This window comes from Paenibacillus sp. W2I17, assembly GCF_030815985.1.
Taxonomy (GTDB): Bacteria; Bacillota; Bacilli; order Paenibacillales; family Paenibacillaceae; genus Paenibacillus.
In genome coordinates this window covers 4,975,561-4,999,121 of sequence record NZ_JAUSXM010000001.1, presented here as the reverse complement: position 1 = coordinate 4,999,121, position 23,561 = coordinate 4,975,561, and the positions used below count along the sequence as shown (strand labels likewise).

Below are 23,561 nucleotides of genomic sequence, written 5' to 3'. Positions count from 1 at the left end.
ATCAGGAAGTCCCGCTGCAAGAGAACCCGTTGTTTTTCGTGGGTTCTTCTTTTTTTTATATTCATATTGTAATGGAAAGGAGTTCTATGGATAAAATTCTGTATTTATCACAATTCGACCTCATGTCCTCCTTATCCGAGGCAGACCTGATTGAAATGGATGGGATGACTTCTATTACGACCATACCCAAAAACAGACAGATCCAGACACCCGATACGTTTACTGAAGGTTTCTATTTTGTAAAACGGGGAAAGGTTCGTTTATATACATTAAATCCGGAGGGCAAGCAGTTCACTCTCGATATTTTGACGGAAGGTAACGTGTTTGGAGAAATGAACGGAATCTCACTCGGAACACGTGCCGTTTATATCGAAACGATGGAGGAGTGTGATATTTGCCTGATGGACAAACAACGTTTTGAACAGTTTCTGATTGAACATCCGGAATTTATGATGAGACTGATGAACGTACTAAGCGAGCGAATCAAACGAATGAGCGAGTTGACACAGACGCTCGCACTCGGAAACCTGCATGAAAAGGTGATACATAATCTCTTCCGCCTGGCTGAACAGATGGGATGGATCGAAGAAGATGAGTACTGCCGGATTCAACTCGGGCTTACCCATCAGGAGATTGCCTGGATGGCGGGAGCCACACGGGAATCGGTTACGATTGTCATGCAAGAGTTAGCAAGAGCAGGCCGTATTCGTACCGGATTCAAATCAGTCTCCCTTCATCGTGACGAAATCGCTAACCTCCGGAAAATCACGGCCCACTTGTAAGATGCCTTACATCCCTGTTCTCCAGCCAGTTGTATTGTATAACGCATGACGCTATACAACCAAGGAGGCATATACTGTTGAATACTAAGCCAGATCTATTTATCCCTGAAGACATTTTTCTTCGCAAAGGTGCCCGTAAAGCAACGGAAATCCCTGAGCATATCCGCAATTGGCTACAAGCAGGACATATCGAATCGGTCAATCTGACCGAATGGCTGGCTGTAGATCACGTTTCTCTTTTTCAGAAGGTTACCCATGAATGGGGAATGGATGCCGAAACCAGAGCAATTACAGAGCAGTTAACACAGATGGATGAGCAGCGGATCATGAAAATCATCCCGGCCATAGCCATGCAATGGCTTGATCTGTTGAAACGTCCATCAGTCAATGAACAAACGAATCTCTTTCGTTCCATTGCAGAGCATCGTTCAGACAGTGTTCGCTGCTGGGCGGCTTATATCATTGGGCTGGATTCCGGTCTGAACCTGACTGAAAAGTTGGAGCATATTCGGCCCTTTGCAACAGATCATCACTTTGGTGTAAGAGAAATCGCCTGGATGGCTGTACGGGAGTCCATTTCTGCCGAATTATCCTTAGCCCTGCAGCAGTTAATCACATGGAGCGTTGACCCTGATCCACTGATCCGCCGCTTTGCCATAGAATCAATCAGACCTCGTGGCGTCTGGGCCAAGCATATTCAGGAGTTAAAAGAAAACCCCGCCATGGCCCTTCCCTTGCTCGACGCGGTGAAATCCGATGCCCATAAGTATGTGCAGGATTCGGTAAGTAACTGGCTGAACGACGCCAGCAAGACCAATCCAGAGTGGGTGCGGCAGGTCTGTGCCACTTGGACTCAGCAGTCGGATACCAAACATACGCGGCGAATCGTTACACGTGCCACGCGAAGTCTTACATAAAAAAAGATGACCACCGCTCACTGGCAGTGGTCATCTTCTGCATAGGCATCCGCGTTTACATTCCTTTTGACAGGAATACCTTTTCCACGATGAACAGCCCAATAACGTTCCCTCTTATCTTTAACTTACGCCTGAACCGCGTCCATCTGGCCTTCTTCTTCCGCTTCCAATCTGCGCATGCCCACAACCAGGACAATGATGTTAGCTACCAACAACACAGCCGGGAACGGAACAGCAGCGTATTGTGCATAGATCAGATGACTTCCCACGGCCCCAATCAAAATGAATGTCAGTATGCCAGAAGCCAAGATGCGAGTACGTGGAATCAGCAGTCCTACAGCACTAAGCAACTCCACGGCACCCAGCAGATACATGGTCCATGTCGGATAAGAGAAACTCTCGAAGGTCTGAATCATCATGTCTGCTCCACTAATCTTATTAAACCCCGTCATGACGAAGACACCTGCTAACACAACCAAAAAAACGTAACCCAAAATCTTGTTCATATGTAGATCCTCCTAAAGCGAATTGAATGTTCCCACTATGTAATGATTATTTTTGCGATAAATAGTAAAAAAAGAATCTATGTAAAAGTCCCCCGAAGGTAACTCTGTTTTCAACCGTCCAGCCCAGTTCAATTTTCAGAATAGTACGCGTTCATATTATACGTATTATTTATCACCAACTTACTTTTGTGAAGTTAGTATATAATAATAATATAATTTCTACAAGTAATTTTTCACTGTATGATGTATAATACATACAAAAGGTATGTTACAGTATATTTTGTAGTAACCCTCATTTACTTGGATGTCCTATATTCTTAAAGCGGCAGAAAACATGTCCTTTCATATACAACTTTGAAGAAAATAATTATGAATCGAGGTGAACACGTTGAAGCTGAAAAAAGTAAAATCACCAAGTCCCTGTATGATCACTCAAGCCATAGACATCATAGGCAAGAAGTGGGTACTGTTAATCATGTACCAACTGTTGTCTGGACCCAAGCGGTTTACGGAGCTTGAAGCAGAGATGGCGATCAGTGGACGACTTTTATCGGAGCGATTGAAGGAAATGGAGACGGAAGGTATCGTAACCCGACACATGTTTCCCGAGATACCTCCCCGTGTAGAGTATGAATTGACACCGAAAGGCAGAGCCATTGAACCTGTCATTGATCAGATCTACAGTTGGTCATCTGACTGGTTGAAACAGCAGAAATCCGAGTAGTTGAATTGCTGCTCAATAATCTCTACTCAACACAAATACGCCTGAATCAGGCTGATCTGCGGATCATTCCCTGATTCAGGCGTATTTATATTACCTTCAACCTTTTAATGAGAGAGATGTTTAGAAGGCTGAAGCTGTACAGGCAGACCGGAATCTGCTGATGCCAGCGCCGCCGTCGTAATCTCCTGTGTACGGCAGGCATCCGCATAATCGGACAGAATTCGTGAACGGTCCCCCGTACGCAGGGCGTGAATGAACGCTTCATTCTCACGCTCGTATGGATTATGTCCTGCCGGAATCTCCAGACCTGCCATCGCATGTTTTGCGGCACTTGGCAGAAGCAAACGTTCTGGCGTCCAATCCCACACACCTGCATCCGTGTAGAACTGGAGTCCTGCGCCGCCCTCTCCGTCTGGCAACAGACATGTATTGGCGATACTGGCAATCGCTCCACTTTCCAACTTGAGCGTCACATTTGCCACATCGGCAACGGTCACATGCTCATGCTTCTCATGCATGCTTCGCTGAGCTGCTACAGCATATACCTCCGTAACTTCTCCTGCACAATACCGAAGCAAGTCTACAATATGTGTAGTCTGCTCTACGAATTGTCCTCCTGAACCGTCCTGACGCCGCCACCAGGCGACCCCTGGCATTCCGCCCATCCAGCGACCAAGAGCCATGCCGACCGTCTGTTCTTTCATCGCTTGCTGCAGGACCTGCGCGGCCTCCTGATAACGGAAATGGTATCCTACAGAGGTTAACAATCCGCTCTTTTGTACCTGATCCAACACCTGACGCGGAACATCCATTCCGGTACTCAGCGGTTTCTCCACCAGGAATGGAATATCGCGTCGGATTAATTCGGACTCAATCGACCCGTGAGACATCGGAGGCACACAGATATACACCGCATCCAGCTTCTCACCATCCAGCATATGTTCAAGTTCCCCGTAACCAACAGCATCATAAACGGAGGCCATAGCCTCTGCCTTTTCGAGCGATGTTCCACAGACACTCGCAACACGAACACCTTCCATCCGTGCGAGAATATCCGCGTGTACCTTACTGAACCAGCCTGTTCCAATGATTCCGATCTGTAATGTCATGGATGTAATCCCCTCTCTATGTTACACGCTTACATGTTCCATTCGACTCTCGATCTTGAAATCCTGCCTCAGATTTTGCCGGATGCTTCCAGCAGCAGCTGATCCAGTTCCTGTGTATGTTTAACCTCTTGCTCTTCAGACCAGTTCAAACAACCTGCCATGTATGAGATAACCGCTGCTTTATAGCGACGAACTTCATCAATACGGAAGAATAAATCACCTGTCCTTCGTACCAAAAAGTCAGACGGGGTTACAGCCATCTCTTCATCAATCGCGTAACGCAGCATCAGCAATAGCTCCTGTGGCATGCCATGAAGCTCGGACTTGGTTCGTGGATCGGGCATTCGCTCATACAGTGCCTCCACATTGGAACCATACGTGCGAACCAGCCGCTCCGCAGCAGGTCGGGCAAGCCCGAGGGCAACACCGTCCTTGATCTTGCGCTCCGCATACGATACAAATCCAGCCGATCCCCCTACATCACCGCCGGAGATGGGCATCTTTTTCGTTACACAAGGGCCTATGGAATGCCCACTCTCCTGCTCCATCTGGCGTGCGACGAGATCAACGACCATCTCGGCCATTTTACGGTATCCGGTTAATTTGCCCCCGGCAATCGTAATCAGGTTGGAATCGGATACCCAGACTTCATCTTTACGTGAAATTTCGGAAGGATTCTTACCTTCCTCATGAATTAGTGGTCGTACACCCGCCCATCCAGATTCCACATCCTCGGTACCAATCCGTACATCTGGAAACATGCCATTGACTGCATTAATGACATAATCACGGTCGGAGTCGGAAATTTGGGGGTGTGCAGGATCGTCCTGATATACGGTGTCGGTTGTCCCCACATAGGTTTTGCCATCACGCGGGACAGCAAACACCATTCGACCATCTGGTGTATCAAAATAGACGGCCTGTCTTAATGGGAATCGTTCACCATCAAAGACCAAATGAATGCCTTTGGTCATCTGCAGCGTTTTCCCCTGGCGCGAACCGTCCAATTCCCGCAGACCGTCCACCCATGGACCGGAAGCGTTGATCACCTTGCTTGCTTTCAGCGTATAGGTCTGACCACCGATCTGATCCATAGCTTCAATACCTGTGATCTTGCCATTTTCCTTCAGGAAACCTTTCGCCTTAACGTAGTTCACTGCCTGTGCCCCACGTTTGACAGCTTCTTTCATAACTTCTATGGTGAGCCTGGCATCATCAGTCCGGTACTCCACATAGAGTCCACCACCCAACAACCCCTGTTTGCGTAATAAAGGTTCACTGTCTGACACCGCTCCAGCATTCAACATTTGGCGCCGTTCACTGCGCTTCACCCCGGCGAGCCGGTCATACACCATCAGTCCAATGGATGTGCTGAAGCGGCCGAACGTGCCAGCCGTATAGATCGGTAACAACATCGGTTCCGGTGTGGTCACATGTGGCCCATTCTCATAAACTACAGCCCGCTCCCGTCCTACCTCAGCAACCATCTTCACTTCATATTGCTTCAAATAACGTAATCCGCCATGGACAAGCTTGGTCGAACGACTGGATGTACCTGCTGCAAAATCCTGCATTTCTACAAGCGCTGTCTTCAATCCACGGGAAGCCGCGTCCAATGCAATCCCTGCGCCTGTAATCCCGCCGCCAATAATTAATACGTCAAAATGTGCATTCGCCATATTTTGCAAATATTCGGTCCGGTGTGCTGACGAGAACGTTTCTGTCATTCTTGAACCTCCCATTTATCCCCTTAATATTTCCGTAAAAAACAAAAAAAGGACCACGTCATTCGCTCAGCAATTGCTGAGCGGCACGTGGTCCCTCCCGATCTCCAGACATCATTTTTTAACTTGTGCCTTTATCCTATCACAGATTTTTGACGGCGTGAAGTCCTGAAATGACACATTATTCAAAAAAAATTCAAAAAGTTGTTCTGCCAAAGGATGGAATTTCAAATGAATCCACTAACCTTGTTTTTTTCCTTATAGTGGGTATATATTTTGCCCCCTCCAGGAAGAATAACCCTGTAAATCATGCATCATTTTCCACCAGTAAATATCATTTATAACATATGTTTAGTTAAAAAGTACAAATACCCACACCAAGAAATATTCATTTCTTTTATTTAGCATTTTTCATAATTCGAATCATTCCGCTCACGGGTACAAAATATAGACGAACAAAATCATTTCGATCTATATTTTGCTGATTGGAAGACGCTCAGGTGATTTATGCAAAATGCTTATTTAAAAGCCATTGCTGCGTTCACTGCACGCTTCCAGCCTGCATACAGTTCTGTTCGTTGTTGCTCAGCCATAACAGGCTGGAAGACACGTTCGGTATTTTCATGATCCGTCAATTCATCCGCACTCGTCCAATATCCAACCGCCAATCCTGCCAGATAAGCCGCACCCAATGCAGTCGTTTCGTTCACCGTTGGGCGTTCGACAGGAATGCCCAGAATATCACTCTGGAACTGCATGAGAAAATCATTGGCCGCCGCCCCGCCATCCACACGCAGAGCATGCACGGGAATACCCGAGTCGGATTCCATTGCCTCCAGTACATCTTTGGTCTGATACGCCAACGCCTCAAGCGTAGCACGGATAAAGTGTTCCTTTGTCGTGCCTCGGGTCAGGCCAAACACCGCACCCTTAACCTCACTATCCCAATACGGACTGCCCAGTCCCACAAATGCAGGTACCATATAAACGCCGTCTGTCGAAAGCACGCGTGTGGCGTAATCCTCGCTATCTTTTGAAGAGCGAAGCATTCTTAATCCATCACGCAGCCACTGAACCGCTGAACCTGCAACAAAAATGCTGCCTTCGAGGGCATATTCAACCTTGCCGTTCATCCCCCAGGCAATCGTGGTAATCAGTCCGTGATTGGATTGTACCGGGTTCTCTCCCGTATTCATAAGCATGAAACAACCGGTACCATATGTATTTTTCATACTACCCTTGGTGTAACAGCCCTGACCAAACATCGCTGCCTGTTGATCTCCTGCTGCTCCCGCAATCGGAATCCGATGACCGAAGAAATGATAGTCTGTTGTGTGTGCATACACCTCGGATGAACCTCGCACTTCTGGCAACATAGCCTTAGGAATGTCGAGGATATCCAGCAATTCGTCATCCCATTGCAGATCATAGATGTTATAGATCAAAGTACGTGAGGCATTGGATATATCCGTGACATGTGTACCCCCGCTCAGTTTCCAGATCAGCCAGCTATCAATCGTGCCAAATAGCAATTCACCCTTCTCTGCCCGCTCCCGGGCACCAGGGACATGATCCAGAATCCACTTCACCTTTGTTCCCGAGAAGTAGGGATCGATCAGTAATCCTGTTTTACGGCGGAAAAGGTCCCCGAGACCCTGCGTCTTCAATTCTTCACAGATATCTGCGGTCTGTCTGGATTGCCATACCACTGCATTATAGATGGGTCTGCCTGTTTCTTTGTCCCATACCACAACGGTCTCACGTTGATTCGTAATTCCAATTCCGGCAATCTGAATAGGTTTGATTCCGCTCTCTGCCAGACATGAAGCCATCACGGCAAGAATGGAACTCCAGATTTCGTTGGCATTCTGCTCTACCCAGCCCGGTTTGGGGAAATATTGAGGGAATTCCTGCTGTGCAATGTGCACAATCTCCCCGCCACGGTTAAATAGAATAGCTCGGGAGCTTGTTGTTCCCTGATCCAGAGCCAATATATATTTTTCCATACAGCCAACCTCCTGTTGTGGGTTCTTTTTAAGGTGTAAGCGATTTCTCGAAGTGTCGGATCAGATCTGCGTTGGATGTGGTCACTGCCGTAGCCCCGACGCCAAGCGCAAGTTCAACCTCTTCCGGTGAACGGATCAATCCCCCTGCAATAATGGGTATCCCTGTACGCACAGATACTTCCGCAATAATATGCGGAATGACGCCAGGTAATACTTCAATATAATCAGGTTGGGTTTTGGCCAGCAGCAGATAACTTTTCTCCAGTGCATGGGTATCCAGCAGAAAAATACGTTGAATCGCTGTAATGCCTTTCTGCTTCGCCTTCTGAATGACACTCGCTCGCGTAGAGATCAGTCCTGCCGGGCGAATGTGCTGACACAGATACTCTGCCGCATACTCATCATTCTTCAATCCTTGGACCAGATCTGCATGCAAAAGTATCTTTTTGTCGTACCGCCGACCCTCGTCCATTACACTCTGAAGCTGTGCAATATGCGTTTCCAGCATCACCCCATAGGTATAAGGGCCTTCAATCATCGCTTCAAACTGCTTCATGCTCTTTGCAGCCGGCAATATACGTTGTCCCTCAAATGGCACCTTGGTTCCTCCCGCATTCATCAGATGACTATATTGTATAATCCGCACTGCGGGAACGGCAAGCCATTCCGTGAATCAGGAAAACCTGATCGCTACCCTATCATCCATAGCAAAAAGCCGCTGTTGTACTTCTCCATAACAGAGAGTACATCAACGGCTAGCCATCTATTCGTATACGTCTATAAATAATGATTAAGCCTGCGCATGCGGAAGCAGCGTCTCTGCCCCGGCCCAACCATCACTTTCTGCCAAATGACCGGAACGGTTCACTTTCGTTTGCAGATATTTCTCGTTGAAAGCAGAGCGATCTCCCCATAGTGGCACACGTCCGCCCACATTCAATCCCGCTTCCTGCAAAGCAGCGAGCTTCCGTGGATTGTTGGTGATCAATGTAACCGGTGCGGAGCGAAGCGCACGCAATACGGCAATCGCATCGTCATAATTGCGGGCATCGTCTGTGAATCCGAGTTGCAAGTTTGCATCTACCGTATCCAGACCTTCTTCTTGCAAAATGTACGCCATGGCTTTGCTGAACAGACCAATGCCACGTCCCTCATGGTTCGCAAGATAGAACAGTGCACCCGCTCCATGAGCGGCGATCATTTTCATGGATTGCTCCAATTGGAAGCCGCAATCACAGCGTTTACTGCCAAAGATGTCGCCTGTATGACAGATGCTATGCATCCGAATCAGCGCTTCTTGTGCGTCGGCAAAGTCACCATACACCAGAACACTGGATTGTTGACGCTCTGCCAGTTCAGCTTCAGCAAGAGATTCAATTAACTCGCCGCTCTCCATTGCTTTGTCTGACTTCATCCAGCTATACCACTGGAATGTCTTGGTCTCCCCATCGAGGTTAACCGGGAGTTTGATTGGCCCCACCAGGTATATGAACTCTTTTCCACTCGGAAAAGTCTGAATTTTGGGGGCAAGCAGTTGAATAATATGTGAATTGATCATTGTCGTTCCTCCTGTTTAGGCCAACTTGTCTGTTGATTGATTCGCATCCAGCATGAAATTGGATCACTTGGATGTTATATAGTACGTATCTATATTATTCTCATCATCATTAGTTACTTTATGTAAGTTAGTTTAGAATAAAAATTATAATGTGTCAAGTAACTTTTATTTTTAAAGTAACTACCCAATTTATGTTACGCAATCGACACAAATATGTGTTTCATTTCAGGAATATTGGGTATGAGTTTATAAACTGCTCATACACTAATGTTGTAGTCCAAAGCACTTCATGCCTCGAACTTAATGATGAGGGGGTAATACACATGATCCGCCGGAAAAGAACATGCTGGACAGCCATACTGATGGTCTGCGTCCTGCTCATAAGCGGATGCTCCATCTGGCCCGGACAGGACGATTCAGCGAGCAATAAAAAGGTAGCGCTTACATTATGGTACTGGAATCGTTCCATCGACGATAAGTTGATTGCCAGGGCTAAGGAAAAGTTCCCCAATATCGAACTGACAGCTCAGAAAATCGGCGGTGATTTCAAAGCAAAGCTCAAAACAACACTCGCTGCACGCTCAGGTGAACCAGACATTGTGGCATTGAACGACTGGATCATGGAGCTATTCCCCAGTGAGGACCGTTTCTATAATCTGTATGATCTCGGTGCTGGAGATATTGAAGACCAGTATCTGCCGTGGAAATGGAAGCAAGGCGTTACGCCAAGCGGACAGATGATCGGTTTCCCGATGGATACAGGGCCAACAGCCCTCTTCTACCGAGAAGATCTGTTCAAGGAAGCCGGATTGCCATCTGATCCCGAGGACGTTACACGCCAGATCAACAGCTGGGATGCATATGCTGCTGCCGGAGAACAGCTCAAGGAAAAATTCGGAGGCAAGGTTTTTCTAACCGACAATATTGCAACCGTTTACAACCAAGTCATATCGCAGTCTGCGGAGCGTTATTTCCGGCCGGACGGGTCCTTTATCGGCATGGATTCCCCTATTGTGGGCAAGAGCTGGGATACGGCCGTTGCTTTCAAAGAGAAGGGACTACTTGCCAATGCAGATGGCTGGACTCCGGGCTGGAACGCCGCGATGAATAATGGTGAAATCGCCTCTTTTGTAGGTGCTGTCTGGATGAAACAAGTTCTTCAGGAAGCCGCTCCGGATACATCCGGGAAGTGGCGGGTCGCTCGGGCACCGGGGGGAGATGGCAATAACGGAGGATCATTCCTGTCCATCCTGAAGTCGAGTGAACATCCTCAGGAAGCCTTCGAACTGGTTCGCTGGCTGCAAAGTCCCGAAAATCAACTGGAGCAATATCAGACATTGAACCTGTTCCCTTCTGCACCAGGTGTGTTTGATGATCCTGCCATGAAAGAAAAAGAACCTTTCTTCGGTGGACAGGCGACAGGACCAGTATTTGCCGAATCGGCACAGCAAGTGCCGGATGCTTTTTTTGGAGAAAGATACCCCTCCGTACACAACATTATCACCCGGCGGCTGAATGATGTCGCGAAGCAAAATGCCGATCCACAGCAGGTCTGGACGGATACGGTACACCGCGTCGAGCGGGAATTGCAGCGTTAACCTGAAGAACGTGTGGTTTCGTTATCCGCAAAGGAGGAATTCATATGGCTGTAACTGAACCTCGTCTTACTCCCGATCCCGGAAATGCAAGACCTGATCTGGATCGGCAGAAGTCACTATGGGCGAGAATGTGGGAGCATCGTGCACTTTATGTTGCGATATCGCCGTTTTATATTCTGTTTGCGGTATTTGGCCTGTTCCCGATCGGATTCTCACTCTATCTGGCTTTTCATAAATGGGATGGCATCGGTGTCATGACGTACAACGGACTCAACAATTTCAAATACATGCTGACCGATGCCGAGTTCTGGCAAGCCGTAGGTAACACGTTCATGATCTGGATCTATTCGACGATTCCGATGCTCTTCTTCGCCCTGATTATTGCATTTCTGCTGCATGCACCATTTGTGAAGTTCCGTACATTATTTCGGGTCGGTTATTTCCTGCCAAACGTTACGTCCATCGTGGCGGTAGCCATTATCTTCGGTGCCTTATTTGCCAACAATTATGGATTTCTCAATTATCTGTTACAGTCGGTCGGGCTACCGGTTGTGGAGTGGCTTAATGCACCATGGGGCATTAAAGTCGCAATCTCCTCCATGGTAGTCTGGCGCTGGACCGGATATAACGCCGTCATCTATCTGGCCGGATTACAGAGTATCCCGCAGACATTATACGAAGCAGCCAAGATTGACGGCGCATCAGCGATACAGTCGTTTTTCCGAATTACAATTCCGATGCTGCGTCCTGTGATCCTGTTTACGGTCATTACATCAACGATTGGCGGTATGCAGCTGTTCACTGAGCCACAAGTATTGGTAGGTAATGATGGTGGCGCAGGTGCAGCAGGCATGACGATTGTATTGTACCTCTACCGTGAATCCTTCATTAACAATTACTTCGGATATGGCGCTGCCGTTGGTTGGGGCATGTTCCTTATTATCGCCCTGTTCTCGATTGTGAACTGGAAGCTTGTTCAAGGCAAATCATCCTGATGTGATAAGGGGGAGCGCACATGGCGACCAAACACCTCAAATCGCTGGTGTTGTATACCGGTCTTATCGGGGGCATGCTCATATCCATGTTCCCGTTCTATTGGCTGATTGTAATGTCCACCCGGACAACGTCTGATATCTACAAGTTTCCGCCCCAGCTCTGGTTCGGGGGTGAACTGTGGAATAACATCACGCGGGTGTTGCAGCAGATTGATTTCTGGGGAGCTTTTCTAAATACGTTGTTTGTGTCAGGCCTCGTAACGATTCTTGTGCTGTTTTTTGACTCACTGGCGGGGTTTGCGTTTGCGAAGTTTGAATTTCCCGGCAAAAAGTGGCTCTTCATCCTGCTGCTCGCCACCATGATGGTACCTTCGCAGCTGTCGCTGGTGCCTTCCTTCGTACTGATGGCTACGTTCGGCTGGGTCGGTTCCTTCAAAGCCCTTATTATTCCCGGCATGGTGAACGCCTTCGGTATCTTCTGGATTCGCCAATATGCCACGGAGTCAATTCCGAACGATCTGCTGGATGCGGGCCGCATCGACGGCTGTAATTTCTTCCGACTCTATTGGAACGTAGCGCTGCCTATTCTGCGACCTGCCTTTGCTTTCCTCGGCGCGTTCACCTTCATCGGCGTATGGAATGATTATCTGTGGCCTTTGATCGTCCTGACGGATGAACGCAAATATACGTTGCAGATTGCGTTGTCTCAATTAAACGGACTGTATAACACAGACTATGCCATGGTTATCGCGGGTACGTTGCTTGCCGTCATTCCGCTCATCGTTATGTTCCTGTTCATCAGCCGACAGTTTATCTCGGATATCGCGGCAGGGGCAGTGAAGGACTAAGATTGTGGCATTTTGATCCATCCCTTAAGTCTGATATTCTTATCTATATATGAAATAACAGATGCCATATAAGTTGGATGAATAGCGCCACGTGCGCGGAGGGGACAGAAAGGGCCTGAAGAAATGGAGTTAAAAGCTTTCCAGAGGAAAGCTACTTCGAAAGCATATGCTTCGCATTTACGCGATCGGAAGGCTTTCTGTACCCGAAGTGTTAACGTGTAACAGCATTCATTTCACTTATATATTCAAGAAAGAGGGATGACAAAATGGCTTCTTCACCCTATATGATCGGCGTAGATATCGGCACGACCTCCACCAAGGCCGTCTTGTTCGAACAGAACGGAACCATTGTGGCTCAAGGCAGTGCCGATTATCCGCTACACACCCCCACACCTGCGATTGCGGAGCAGGATGCGGAAGATATTTTCAAAGCAGTCATCGAGTCAGTTAAACAGGCCACTTCCAAAGCGGGAGTGAAGCCAGAGGATATCCTGTTTGTATCGTTCAGTTCGGCCATGCACAGTATTCTGCCTGTCGATCAACGCGGCAAACCGCTGATGCGGGCCATGACTTGGGCAGATAATCGTAGTGCCGAGTGGACCGAATCACTCAAATCGGAGATGAATGGTCACGAAATCTATCTGAGAACAGGTACGCCGATTCATCCGATGTCCCCACTCACCAAGATCATGTGGCTCACCCGGGATCAACCAGAACTTTTCAGACAGACATACAAATTCATATCCATGAAAGAATATGTCTTCTACAAATTATTTTCTGAATACGTCATTGATCACTCGATGGCCTCAGCCACCGGACTCATGAATCTGGAAAAACTCGACTGGGATGCAGAAGCGCTCCATGTGGCGGGCATTACCCCGGAACATCTGTCCCGATTGGTACCGACCACACATGTGCTGAAACATGGATTGCACCCGGAGTACGCCAAGGAGATGGGCATTGCGGTCACCACACCGTTTGTCATCGGGGCCAGTGATGGTGTGCTCTCCAATCTGGGCGTGAACGCCATTGATCCAGGCGTCGTGGCCGTAACCATTGGTACCAGTGGAGCAATTCGTACAGTCGTAGACAAACCGGTGACCGATCCAAAAGGACGTTTCTTCTGTTATGCGCTCACGGAGGATGCCTGGGTGATTGGTGGACCAGTGAACAACGGCGGTGTTATTTTCCGCTGGATTCGGGACGAGTTTGCGGCTTCCGAGGTGGAAACGGCCAAGCGACTTGGCATCGATCCATATGAAGTGCTCACTCGTGTTGCCGAAAATGTACCTCCCGGTTCGGAAGGTCTCTTGTTCCATCCGTACATGACAGGTGAGCGGGCTCCGCTCTGGAATCCGAACGCACGCGGCTCGTTCTTCGGCCTGACGCTGCACCATAAGAAGGAACATATGATTCGCGCTGCACTTGAGGGTGTGTTGTTTAACCTGTACACGGTCATGCTGGCGATTGAAGAAAAGATTGGTCGGCCGAAAAAAATCCAAGCCACAGGCGGCTTCGCCCGCTCTGAGTTGTGGCGTCAGATGATGGCCGATATTTTCGATCAGGATGTTATCATTCCTGAAAGTATCGAAAGCTCCTGTCTCGGCGCAGCCGTACTGGGCTTGTACGCCCTTGGCCGCATCGATTCCCTGAGCGCCGTCTCCGGCATGATCGGATCAACACATCGTCACCAGCCTGACCCGGAGAGTGTCCGCGTCTACCGAGAACTGCTACCGATCTTCATCCGCATCTCCCGTAAGTTTGAAGAGGAGTATGCGGATATCGCTGCTTTTCAGAATAAGACGATGCAGGGGTAGGGAAGGCGTGGGATGTTTCACGTCGGAGATTCAAAAAGTCGAACCGGAATAGGCTAACGAATCGTAGACGTCTTATTTGAAGCTTTTAGCATGTTTTCAAAATCTAACGAACCTGGTGGAGCTAGAATAAAAAGTGGACACCCGTTAACGGACGGAAGGATAATAAGACTAACGGAGGTGTCCACATGGGAGAACAGCGGCAACGATATAACGAAGAATTCAAGAAACAAACGGTCAAATTCATTCAAGAGCAGACGAAGACACTTGGAGATTTGACAGAAGAACTCAACATTCCAAAAAGTACGTTGCACCAATGGATGAGTAAGTACCGCGAACTAAAACATGAGCCTGTTGCCAGTGTAGATCGAGTGAAGGAACTGGAAGCAGAGCTCCAAGAGATGCGCCGGTTGCTTCAAGAGAAAGAGCACACGCTTGCGGATACACAAGAAGAACTGGCGATTGTAAAAAAAGCAGTGCACATCTTCAGCAAACCAAAGAGCTAAGATTTCAGTTTGTGGAAGACCATCGCTCCGAGTTTTCTTTGGAGAAGATGTGCAGTACCTTTCAAGTATCACGGAGCGGATATTACAAATGGCGAATGGACCGAACCAGCATGCGACAGAACCGCAAAGACGAGGTCATGAAGCGTATTCGGTATCATTTTTACGACCACCAGATGCGGTGTGGAAGCCCTAAAATTACGTATCTGCTCCATTTAGAAGGGTTGCGAATCTCTTCCCGTACCGTCAGTATATACATGCGTCAAATGAATCTACGTTCTGTGGTCATGCCCAAATATCGCGTTCAGACTACGGATTCCAAACACGACCATCCCCTTGCACCAAATACGCTGAATCAGCAATTTAAAACGTCCAAACCGAATACGGTATGGGTTACCGACATCACCTACATTCCTTGCCGAGGAGGTCGCCTATATCTCGCCAGCGTTCTGGATTTGTGCACACGTGAAATTGTAGGCTGGCGTCTATATAACCATATGGAAACCAGTTTGGTGATGGGTGCACTGGAGGAAGCTTACAAGGCCAAACGCCCTGCTCCGGGATTACTCCATCACTCGGATCGCGGGCTCTCAATACACGTCAAAAGAATATGTGGAGCAACTAAAATCATACGGAATGGAATCAAGCATGAGCCGACGAGGAAACTGTTATGATAACGCCTGTATTGAGTCGTGGCACAGTATTTTAAAGAAGGAACTCATTTACTGCAACCCTCGTTTTAAGACACCGGAAGAGGCTTATACTGCCATCTACCAGTACATTGAGTTCTATTACAACCGCAAGCGAATGCATGGCGCGCTAGGGTATCTTTCCCCTGCTCGTTTTGCGATGAAATTTACGGACAAATCCGCAGCGTAGTGTCTACTTTTTTGACATAGGTCCATGGGCCACCTTATATAGCTTACAAGGGTAAAAACCTGCACAAGAACTGAAAATGGAGCCTAATAACGTGTTTCTGGTTCGTTAGAAAATTATTTTCTCCAAATACCCTCCAATAGCGTGTGTACAGTTCGTTAGAATTAATACGAGATGCCGTAAGTTAAAGAGGCCCACCCCGCCATGGTTATGTCCATATGGGATGGGCTTTTTTTCATGCACAGACTATATAAACTCTATTTAGATTGGATCAATATATCTCTCAGCATACTTGGAGCTTCCTTTTATGTTCTATTAAAGTATCCAGGGGACGCCACAGCAACCGTCCTAAAATAGAAAAATCTCTTTTCCAGTTCCTGATTCTCTGGCGAAAACTCGGTCAGAAACTCAACTGAATTCAACATTTCTTCGGTCATCACGCTAGGTCTCCACAAAGCCAATTGGATGTCTTTGAAAATAAAAGAAAATCCCAACTCCGCATCGATGTCTCGAGTATATGGTGTCTTACTATCTATTAGCTTAACGAGATCATCAGCCTTTGTTCGAAAAACATCAATATTATCATATGTAAGGACAACATCAGATTCATCAGGTGGATAATCGTGTGGATTACTTACTTCAATGAAATAGAGTTTATGTTCCAAATTATACTCCAATCGGTTATAGAGCTGACTAATCTCCGGGGTGATGCGCTCGATGATCTCTTCTACCTCTGGTTTACTCATTCCCAACTTAAATGGTCCAATGCCGACCATGGGTATGACCTCTAAAGGTTCCATGACGTTTCGTTTCCCAACTTCGTTCATGTAGTTCACTCCTCTTTATTCCAACAAATAAGAATTATAACGTTCATCCCTATACTCTAATCCTACCCTAAAAAGAATGATTGAGCATAACAAAACCCCACAGCTTGAAAAAACGGTGGAGTTAAGGTTTCCTATCTTTTATGGATTCAGATTTCTAACAACTATAGAACTGAAATCCTAGATTTTAATTACTGATTATACTTGCTGAACGCATTCTGATCGGCCTGTACATTCTCCAGATACACAATCTGCCCCGCATCATTTACTCGCGCGATATCAATGCCTGCTTTGGCATATACCGTTCCGTCTGCCGCTTGTCCGCACACCGCCCAGTTAGTTTGGTAGCTGCCGTCAGGCTGTTGCACCCACGCGTCCCACATATGTTTAACATCCTTATTGTATTCGTAGAAAGCTTTCATAAAACCATCGAATCCTGTTCGGCTGGTGCCGTTAAGCACAATCTCTGCGTCAGGTGTAAACAGGGACAATAAGTCCTGCATGGCGCGCTCGTCTGTACGTGAAGCATCAAATAAACGGAAATAGTTGTTCAACAGTGTAGTGGTACTCATAGTACTCATTTATATTCCTCCTAAAATAAAAAGCCGTTTTCCAATCTTTCAGTTCGAATATTTTCGAACTATTGAAAAGAAATGTATCATACTTCTTATACTGCCTGCAAGAGATAGTTCGAAATTTTTCAAACATTGAAAGGTACAGCCGAATATGCTAACGTCATAGATATGAGAACTCCAACGATACCTATGGCTTCGGAATTGAAGCTGACCACGGTCTGCAATGCATTGGGCGATCCGATCCGCATGAAAATTGCACACTGTCTGGCCAGCTCTGGCGAGAAAAACTGTTCCGCCTTCGAAGTAGACCATATTTCCAAATCCACGTTGTCCCATCACATCAAAATTTTACGTGAAGCTGGCGTGATCCAGCCACGCATTGAAGGTAAACAGCACTTTTACTCCCTACGAAAGGAAGAATTAAACGCACGTTTTCCAGGCCTCGTCGAGATGATTCTGAATTCAACCGAGGAATACGTATATTAAAGTAAGCAGGTTTGAGATTGAAGAACTACTTTCATGATGATCGCAATTCCCATAAAGGAGGCTAACCATATGGACAAAAAAGCGGCAAAGATACTGCTGAGCACCTTCTGGGGAGGTGGTGGCTGGAAAACAACCTCTCTACCCTTCTCCGGAGATGAATTTGAATATGCCAAAAGCAAAGGTGTCATGTTCGATCCACTCACGATCACGCATGACGAGATTGTCCAGCGTCTATACGACATGCATCAGGATGACTCGTTTAAGGAACGGGTGATTTCGGCCTTTTTACATAGTCTGTCCACCAAAAAAGTCTATCTACGCAGCGCATTATCCAGCTGGGCTTTAACATCGAACATGCCTTTACACGCCTATGCGGAACGCCCTGCCCTTCACCCTAACACCAGTGCCTGTGGGGATTGTAACTTCCTGCGTTTGCAGTCAGACAAGGAATATTTCAACGTCGACTTAAACGTCCTTAATTTTGAACGGATCAAGTGGGGCGGCGTGCGTCACGGCTGGCTTCTCTATTGCCTGATGGATCTGGAATTACTGCTTCAGGACAACGATGCAAACTATGAAGTAACTCCTGAAGACCAAGCCATCCTGGTCAACCTGCTTGAAGCAGCTCAGACGGAAGACCCCAAAGACAGTGCTCGCTCACTTGAGAAAAAGTGGAAGGATCTCTTCCCTTCCAGCAAACAGGAGCGAGATGCCCTGCTGGAAATCTGGGCGGCAGCCGGCATACTGACTCCTGGAGATAAACCGAGAAAACGCAAAGGTGGTTCCAGTGATTTTGTCTTTGCAGCAACCTGGCAAGGTGATGATGGATATCATGCAGAAGCCGTAAAACATTATTTCTGCTCCTATCTTCCTCAAATACAATAAAACCTGAACTTTTGCTCACCTTTGCGTACGTCTGGTTACAATAATGACATCGACAGATTTCCTGTTTAACTCGTATAATAAGGGGAAATTGGTAGATGGGAGTGAAACAAGCGAGTTTATGGTATACATACTGGCTTTTATAGTGTCATTTGCTGTCGTGGTTCTGCTTATTCCGCCGCTTGGTCGATTGGCTCACCGGCTCGATTTTGTGGACAAGCCTCGGGAAGATGTGGAGCGTAAGCTACACAGGCAACCTATCCCGCTCACGGCGAGTTACGCGATATTTACTGGATTTTTCCTGACATACATTGCTCTGACCAAAGAAATCACATGGGAAACAGCGGCTCTGGTAGCTGGTGGTATGCTTCTGCTAACGATTGGTACCGTCGACGACTGGTACAAAACAAAAGGCAAAGATTTTCCTGCCCTGCCCAAAATGCTCGTACAGGTCTCTGCGGCAGTACTCGTATTTGCTTCTGGCATTGCGTTCACCGGATTCGTGAATCCCTTCAACGCGGAATATGTCATGCTTCCAATCTGGCTGCAATTCATTCTCACGATCCTGTGGATCTTCGGGGTGACAACAGTCATCAACTTCTCGGACGGCATGGACGGACTGGCTGGCGGATTATCGGCCATCTCGGCGATCACCCTGTTCATCGTGGCACTTGCCAAAGGTCAAAGTGATTCCGCACTCATGTCGATCATTCTGGTCGGTGTAACGATTGGTTATCTGAAGTACAACAAAGCTCCTGCCAAAGTGTTCATGGGTGATGCAGGCGCTACGTTCCTTGGCTTCATTCTGGCGGTTATCGCTCTGGATGGTGCATTCAAACAAGCAACCATGTTGTCCATCTTCATTCCGATTCTGGCGCTGGGTGTGCCAATCTTCGACAACATCTTTGTCGTTATCAAACGTTTCATTCAAGGTAAAGCGATCTATCAGGCCGATGCAAGTCAAGCCCATTATCGACTGCTGCGTGCCGGATTGAATCAAAATCAGGTGGTGGGTGTGCTGTATCTAGTCAGCACATGTCTGTGTCTATCCTCCATTATTCTGATGTTAGTGGAGTTATAAAACCAAAATAACGATGAAAATAATAGAAGCCACCTTCATAGCGTTGAGGGTGGCTTTCTTATGATGTTTTTTTGGATCGCTTACTTTTTTTCGTTTCAGTTAAAGCGGAGTGATTCTAACTTACGATTTAACAGCCCCTGCCATAGCACCTCCAACAATGAAACGTTGCAAAGCAACATACAGGACAACCAGTGGCAAGGTAACAATCAGAATGCCACAGGCGAGCAGCGGCCAGTTGTTCATGTACTGTCCATAAAATGTAAAGAGTCCTTTGGTTACCGGCTGATAATTCGGATCAGATAAATAAATGGTCGGCCCGATAATATCGTTCCATACACCAATCGCGGTAAGAATAATACCTGTTGCCAGGATTGGTTTCATTAACGGAACAAGGATGGTGAACAGATACCTTGTATACCCGCACCCGTCCATGGCAGAGGCCTCATCCAGTTCACGCGATATTGATTTGATATAACCCACAAACATGAGAAAGGCAATGCCCGTACCTGTCGTCTTCAATAAGATGTACCCGATTTGGGTGTTGTAAAGACCCAGATTATTGATCAGGGAAAACTGCGGAATGAGCGGGTTGGGAAGGTACATGGAAATCAGAAAGAAAATATAAATGAGTGTGCTGAATTTAACATATCTGCGTGCGAGCGGGAATGCAGCAAATATAGATAAAATCAACGTCAGCAGGGTGGACATCCCTGTATAGAGCACACTGTTCCACATATACTGAGAGAAGTTCCCTTTGTTCCATGCTTCGGAAAAGTTCTCAAGCCGGATCCCTTCAGTAAGAGCTACAGGATCGAGCAGATACTCTGTCTGTGTCTTCATGGATACATTGAACAGATAGAATAGAGGGAAAACGTACAACGCAAGCATGAGCAGAACGATAACGTAGCTGACCATTCTGGACGTTTGGCTCTGTTTCATTACGCTTCCACCTCTCTTCTGCGAAGGTAAAATAAAGCGACCATCGATATGGTAAATACAAAGAGGAACTGAATCATCGCGACAGCAGAAGCCAAACCGTAATCAGCCGTTCCTGTGCCAAATGCCGTAGCATAAACATCAAACGCAAGCGTCGTTGTATTGAACTTGCCGCCTGTAAGTACATAGATAATATCAAAGGTTTGCAATGCCCCTATGATAGACAAGAGCATGTTAACCGTGAATGCAGGAGCAATCATGGGGAATGTAATGTTCGTAAATGCTTTCCACCCCGAAGCACCATCCATGTAACCCGCCTCATACAGATCGCTCGGAATGGACTGCAGACCTGCAAGAAAAATCGTCATGGAGTAACCCATGTACATCCAGATCTGAACAAAAATAATCAGTTCAAAAGCGATATTATAATCGCCAAAAAAGTTGGAACTGGTACCAAAGAAATTCAGAAAGGACTGGGCCGGTCCGCCCAGCGGATTTGCAACGAGTTGCCAAATGAGTCCAGACACAGTAACCCCCAGCACCACTGGCAAAAAGAATACCGCGCGATATAATTTATCGCCTCTAAGCTTTTTATTGATCAAAATCGCTATAAACAAACCCACTGCATTTTGTATGATCACAACAGCAAACGCAAAGTATAAGGATCGCCCAATAGCATCCATTCGGTCTCCAGCATTGGATGCACCAAAAAATGTTTTATAGTTTTCAAAGCCGATAAAGCTCCATTCCTGGCCCCGAACACCAGTAGCATCTGTAAACGAAAACAGTATCGTCACAAGTGATGGACCGAAGCCAAACACGACATAAAGTAACAACGGAATGCTCAAATACAGATAAGGAATAAGTCTTGCCTTACCTTTCCCAAACGGATACATCGTCCTCACACCTTTCATGGGGTAAAACTAAGACATAAGAAAACCGGAATAACAGCCTTGTCTGGCCTGAAGGCTCAGACCCGAGCGCTATTCCGGCGCATGCGGCCAACTTGTGCCATGAATATGAATGATTATGAATTACTTTGGAGCAGCAGCATCCCAGTCCGCTTGGGATTTACCTGCAAGCTCTTCCGGTGTTGCAATCGGTCCGGCTGGCTTCAGCATCTCTGCGTGAACGCTGGCCTCAGAAATGTACTGTCCTACATTCTGACGGTTAATGAACAACTGATCCCAAGAAAGTTTAAAGTCCTCCAGGTAAGGCTGAATGCCTTGGATAAACTCACTTGTCATCTCCACATCAGGCTGTGTTGGCAGGAATCCGGCTGCATTCACAAATTCCGTGTAGTTCTCTTTCTCCGATAACATATCAAGCCATTTCATTGCGTAATCCTTGTTAGGTGAGTTATCCACCACCATCCAGGTCATATCGTATTTACCCGCCAGATTTTTGTTCTTGGCTGCATCATTGCTACCTGGAATTGGGAAATATCCAAACTTCAAATCAGGGTTGGCCGTTTGAATTGTTGTTGCATCCCAAGTGCCGTCAGCAATCATAGCCACCTTGCCTGTAGCGAACAAACTGGGCAATGTTCCGTAGTCAATACCCATGAAACCAGGCATTGCATTGTTCATCAGATCCTGAGATTTCTGCAAGACTTCAAGTTGAACCGGATCAGTCAGCTTGGTTTCACCAGTCCATAGACCTTTGATATAAGCAAGCTGATCATCATGAATAGAGGCCTGAAGCCCTTGCACCGCAAGACCTATTGGCCATACATCTTTACCCGCCAGACCCAGCGCTTCGACACCATTGTCTTTGAACACTTTGATAACATGTTGCAATTCATCCCAGGTTGTAGGGATCTCCAGATTATATTTTGCGAAGAGTTCCTTATTGTAGAACAGTCCTGTGAATGCCACCTTGCCCATGTTTACACCGTACACCTTATCGTTATACGTCATTGCGTTCTGTACATCCGCTTCATTGTAGTTTTTGATAAAAGATTGATCAGACAGATCACTGATTAACCCGGCATCGATCCATTGCTTCCACATCGGATCAGCAGCACCACTGGACCATTCCTGCGGAGCGCCTACAAAGCTTGATTTGAGTGGAATGATATCTACGTCCCCATTACTTCCGGCGTTCATCCGTGTTTGCATCAACTGATCGTAAGTCGCGTCTGCCGGAACCGTAGTATATTCCACCTTTACGTCCGGATATTTCGCTTCAAATTTCGTATTAAACTCTTTGATGTAGTTGTTAATATTCTCTTGCTGCCAGTGAATGATCTTCAAGGTAACTTTTTTGCTGCTGTCTGTAGCCTGAGTTCCTTCTGATTCCGAAGAGCTGCTACTACAAGCGGCGAGCACACATAATAAAGCGGTTACAAGTACAATGGCTAAAGTCATTTTCTTCATTTTCGTTGTCCCCCATATTTTTGAATTAAATCTACGAAATTAGTTTCGTTAATTCCACCCTTATTATGACTTCAGATCTTTATTTTGTAAATAGTCATTTTGTTTTTTTGATTTCCATGCTCCAACCCGCTTGATAAAAGCTTTATTTATTGCTGTATACGTTGAAATCAAGGTAACCTTTACGAAAGTTACGAAACACAGCACATTACATAAATTCATGTACAACCCCAGATAACCCGGTATTCCCTTTAAATGGATTCAAAATCTGTAAAACAATTAAGATTACGAGCTAAAATTAGTCTTTATTTTCGCAACAAACCTCCTTGATCGCTTCAAACCTATGGATGCATATTATTTCAAGTGTGATCCCCCCCTTCTTCTGTTGACTCTCCGGTCTATGTAGCATAGAATACTTGCAAGAAAGCGAAAAAACCGATAC

24 protein-coding genes are annotated in these 23,561 nt (G+C 46.7%); 13 read left to right on the top strand and 11 right to left on the bottom strand.

What is annotated here, in order from left to right:
- The first annotated feature begins 86 nt into the window (after positions 1 to 86).
- A complete protein-coding gene (locus QF041_RS22435) occupies positions 87 to 782 on the top strand; it encodes a Crp/Fnr family transcriptional regulator (RefSeq protein ID WP_307415732.1) in 696 nt (231 codons plus the stop codon).
- A gap of 77 nt (positions 783 to 859) precedes the next feature.
- A complete protein-coding gene (locus tag QF041_RS22430) occupies positions 860 to 1,699 on the top strand; it encodes a DNA alkylation repair protein (RefSeq protein WP_307415731.1) in 840 nt (279 codons plus the stop codon).
- A gap of 125 nt (positions 1,700 to 1,824) precedes the next feature.
- Here the strand turns inward: QF041_RS22430 and QF041_RS22425 are convergent, their stop codons facing one another.
- Positions 1,825 to 2,205, bottom strand: coding sequence for a DoxX family protein (locus tag QF041_RS22425; RefSeq protein ID WP_237177222.1), 381 nt, complete (start codon positions 2,203 to 2,205; stop codon positions 1,825 to 1,827).
- Between the two features lie 424 nt (positions 2,206 to 2,629).
- Between QF041_RS22425 and QF041_RS22420 the strand changes: the two genes are divergently transcribed.
- Positions 2,630 to 2,929 (top strand): winged helix-turn-helix transcriptional regulator, encoded by a 300-nt coding sequence (locus QF041_RS22420; RefSeq protein WP_026081419.1) that lies wholly within the window; start codon positions 2,630 to 2,632, stop codon positions 2,927 to 2,929.
- A gap of 104 nt (positions 2,930 to 3,033) precedes the next feature.
- Here QF041_RS22420 and QF041_RS22415 read toward each other — a convergent pair whose 3' ends face one another.
- The 5 genes from QF041_RS22415 to QF041_RS22395 form a co-directional block, all read right to left on the bottom strand.
- Positions 3,034 to 4,038 carry a Gfo/Idh/MocA family protein gene (locus tag QF041_RS22415; protein ID WP_307415730.1) on the bottom strand — a complete coding sequence of 335 codons (1,005 nt, stop codon included), beginning with the start codon at positions 4,036 to 4,038 and terminating at the stop codon, positions 3,034 to 3,036.
- A gap of 68 nt (positions 4,039 to 4,106) precedes the next feature.
- Positions 4,107 to 5,765: a glycerol-3-phosphate dehydrogenase/oxidase gene (locus QF041_RS22410; RefSeq protein ID WP_307415729.1), complete on the bottom strand. Its 1,659-nt coding sequence runs from the start codon at positions 5,763 to 5,765 to the stop codon at positions 4,107 to 4,109.
- A 515-nt stretch (positions 5,766 to 6,280) separates the two neighbouring features.
- Positions 6,281 to 7,768 carry a glycerol kinase GlpK gene (gene glpK, locus QF041_RS22405; protein ID WP_307415728.1) on the bottom strand — a complete coding sequence of 496 codons (1,488 nt, stop codon included), beginning with the start codon at positions 7,766 to 7,768 and terminating at the stop codon, positions 6,281 to 6,283.
- A 28-nt stretch (positions 7,769 to 7,796) separates the two neighbouring features.
- Complete coding sequence (locus QF041_RS22400; protein ID WP_307415727.1) at positions 7,797 to 8,366, bottom strand: glycerol-3-phosphate responsive antiterminator; 570 nt, start codon at positions 8,364 to 8,366, stop codon at positions 7,797 to 7,799.
- Between the two features lie 192 nt (positions 8,367 to 8,558).
- Positions 8,559 to 9,326, bottom strand: a complete 768-nt coding sequence (locus QF041_RS22395) for a GTP cyclohydrolase II (RefSeq protein ID WP_076329272.1) — start codon at positions 9,324 to 9,326, stop codon at positions 8,559 to 8,561.
- Positions 9,327 to 9,649: 323 nt separating this feature from the next.
- Between QF041_RS22395 and QF041_RS22390 the strand changes: the two genes are divergently transcribed.
- The 7 genes from QF041_RS22390 (at position 9,650) to QF041_RS31300 (ending at position 15,963) form a co-directional block, all read left to right on the top strand.
- Positions 9,650 to 10,924 (top strand): ABC transporter substrate-binding protein, encoded by a 1,275-nt coding sequence (locus QF041_RS22390; protein ID WP_307415726.1) that lies wholly within the window; start codon positions 9,650 to 9,652, stop codon positions 10,922 to 10,924.
- Positions 10,925 to 11,052: 128 nt separating this feature from the next.
- Complete coding sequence (locus QF041_RS22385; RefSeq protein ID WP_062837111.1) at positions 11,053 to 11,919, top strand: carbohydrate ABC transporter permease; 867 nt, start codon at positions 11,053 to 11,055, stop codon at positions 11,917 to 11,919.
- A gap of 20 nt (positions 11,920 to 11,939) precedes the next feature.
- The gene (locus QF041_RS22380) at positions 11,940 to 12,767 is read left to right on the top strand and encodes a carbohydrate ABC transporter permease (RefSeq protein WP_036612996.1); all 828 of its coding nucleotides are present in this window, start codon (positions 11,940 to 11,942) and stop codon (positions 12,765 to 12,767) included.
- 266 nt (positions 12,768 to 13,033) lie between these two features.
- The gene (gene gntK / locus QF041_RS22375) at positions 13,034 to 14,584 is read left to right on the top strand and encodes a gluconokinase (protein WP_307415725.1); all 1,551 of its coding nucleotides are present in this window, start codon (positions 13,034 to 13,036) and stop codon (positions 14,582 to 14,584) included.
- Between the two features lie 185 nt (positions 14,585 to 14,769).
- A complete protein-coding gene (locus QF041_RS22370) occupies positions 14,770 to 15,087 on the top strand; it encodes a transposase (RefSeq protein ID WP_307412675.1) in 318 nt (105 codons plus the stop codon).
- Between the two features lie 11 nt (positions 15,088 to 15,098).
- Positions 15,099 to 15,758: an IS3 family transposase gene (locus tag QF041_RS22365; protein ID WP_307415724.1), complete on the top strand. Its 660-nt coding sequence runs from the start codon at positions 15,099 to 15,101 to the stop codon at positions 15,756 to 15,758.
- The gene (locus QF041_RS31300) at positions 15,721 to 15,963 is read left to right on the top strand and encodes an integrase core domain-containing protein (protein ID WP_083679636.1); all 243 of its coding nucleotides are present in this window, start codon (positions 15,721 to 15,723) and stop codon (positions 15,961 to 15,963) included. Before QF041_RS22365 ends, QF041_RS31300 begins: the two co-directional genes overlap by 38 nt.
- A gap of 302 nt (positions 15,964 to 16,265) precedes the next feature.
- On the opposite strand, the gene QF041_RS22360 is transcribed toward QF041_RS31300, so the two are convergent.
- Both QF041_RS22360 and QF041_RS22355 read right to left on the bottom strand, forming a co-directional pair.
- Entirely contained in the window at positions 16,266 to 16,787 is a 522-nt protein-coding gene (locus QF041_RS22360; protein ID WP_307415723.1) for a hypothetical protein, read from the bottom strand.
- A gap of 188 nt (positions 16,788 to 16,975) precedes the next feature.
- Positions 16,976 to 17,365, bottom strand: a complete 390-nt coding sequence (locus QF041_RS22355) for a nuclear transport factor 2 family protein (protein WP_047840828.1) — start codon at positions 17,363 to 17,365, stop codon at positions 16,976 to 16,978.
- 162 nt (positions 17,366 to 17,527) lie between these two features.
- Between QF041_RS22355 and QF041_RS22350 the strand changes: the two genes are divergently transcribed.
- From QF041_RS22350 to QF041_RS22340, 3 genes are all read left to right on the top strand, one after another.
- Positions 17,528 to 17,845 (top strand): ArsR/SmtB family transcription factor, encoded by a 318-nt coding sequence (locus tag QF041_RS22350; protein WP_307415722.1) that lies wholly within the window; start codon positions 17,528 to 17,530, stop codon positions 17,843 to 17,845.
- Between the two features lie 69 nt (positions 17,846 to 17,914).
- Positions 17,915 to 18,730 carry a hypothetical protein gene (locus tag QF041_RS22345; RefSeq protein WP_307415720.1) on the top strand — a complete coding sequence of 272 codons (816 nt, stop codon included), beginning with the start codon at positions 17,915 to 17,917 and terminating at the stop codon, positions 18,728 to 18,730.
- A 118-nt stretch (positions 18,731 to 18,848) separates the two neighbouring features.
- Positions 18,849 to 19,808: an MraY family glycosyltransferase gene (locus QF041_RS22340; protein ID WP_036613004.1), complete on the top strand. Its 960-nt coding sequence runs from the start codon at positions 18,849 to 18,851 to the stop codon at positions 19,806 to 19,808.
- A 120-nt stretch (positions 19,809 to 19,928) separates the two neighbouring features.
- Here the strand turns inward: QF041_RS22340 and QF041_RS22335 are convergent, their stop codons facing one another.
- The 3 genes from QF041_RS22335 to QF041_RS22325 all read right to left on the bottom strand — a co-directional run bounded on the left by QF041_RS22335 (position 19,929) and on the right by QF041_RS22325 (position 23,122).
- Positions 19,929 to 20,747 (bottom strand): carbohydrate ABC transporter permease, encoded by an 819-nt coding sequence (locus tag QF041_RS22335; RefSeq protein ID WP_074092669.1) that lies wholly within the window; start codon positions 20,745 to 20,747, stop codon positions 19,929 to 19,931.
- Positions 20,747 to 21,640: a carbohydrate ABC transporter permease gene (locus tag QF041_RS22330; RefSeq protein ID WP_076320327.1), complete on the bottom strand. Its 894-nt coding sequence runs from the start codon at positions 21,638 to 21,640 to the stop codon at positions 20,747 to 20,749. Before QF041_RS22330 ends, QF041_RS22335 begins: the two co-directional genes overlap by 1 nt.
- Before the next feature lie 138 nt (positions 21,641 to 21,778).
- On the bottom strand, positions 21,779 to 23,122 hold the full coding sequence (locus QF041_RS22325) for an ABC transporter substrate-binding protein (protein ID WP_307415719.1): 1,344 nt from the start codon (positions 23,120 to 23,122) through the stop codon (positions 21,779 to 21,781).
- Between the last annotated feature and the right edge of the window lie 439 nt (positions 23,123 to 23,561).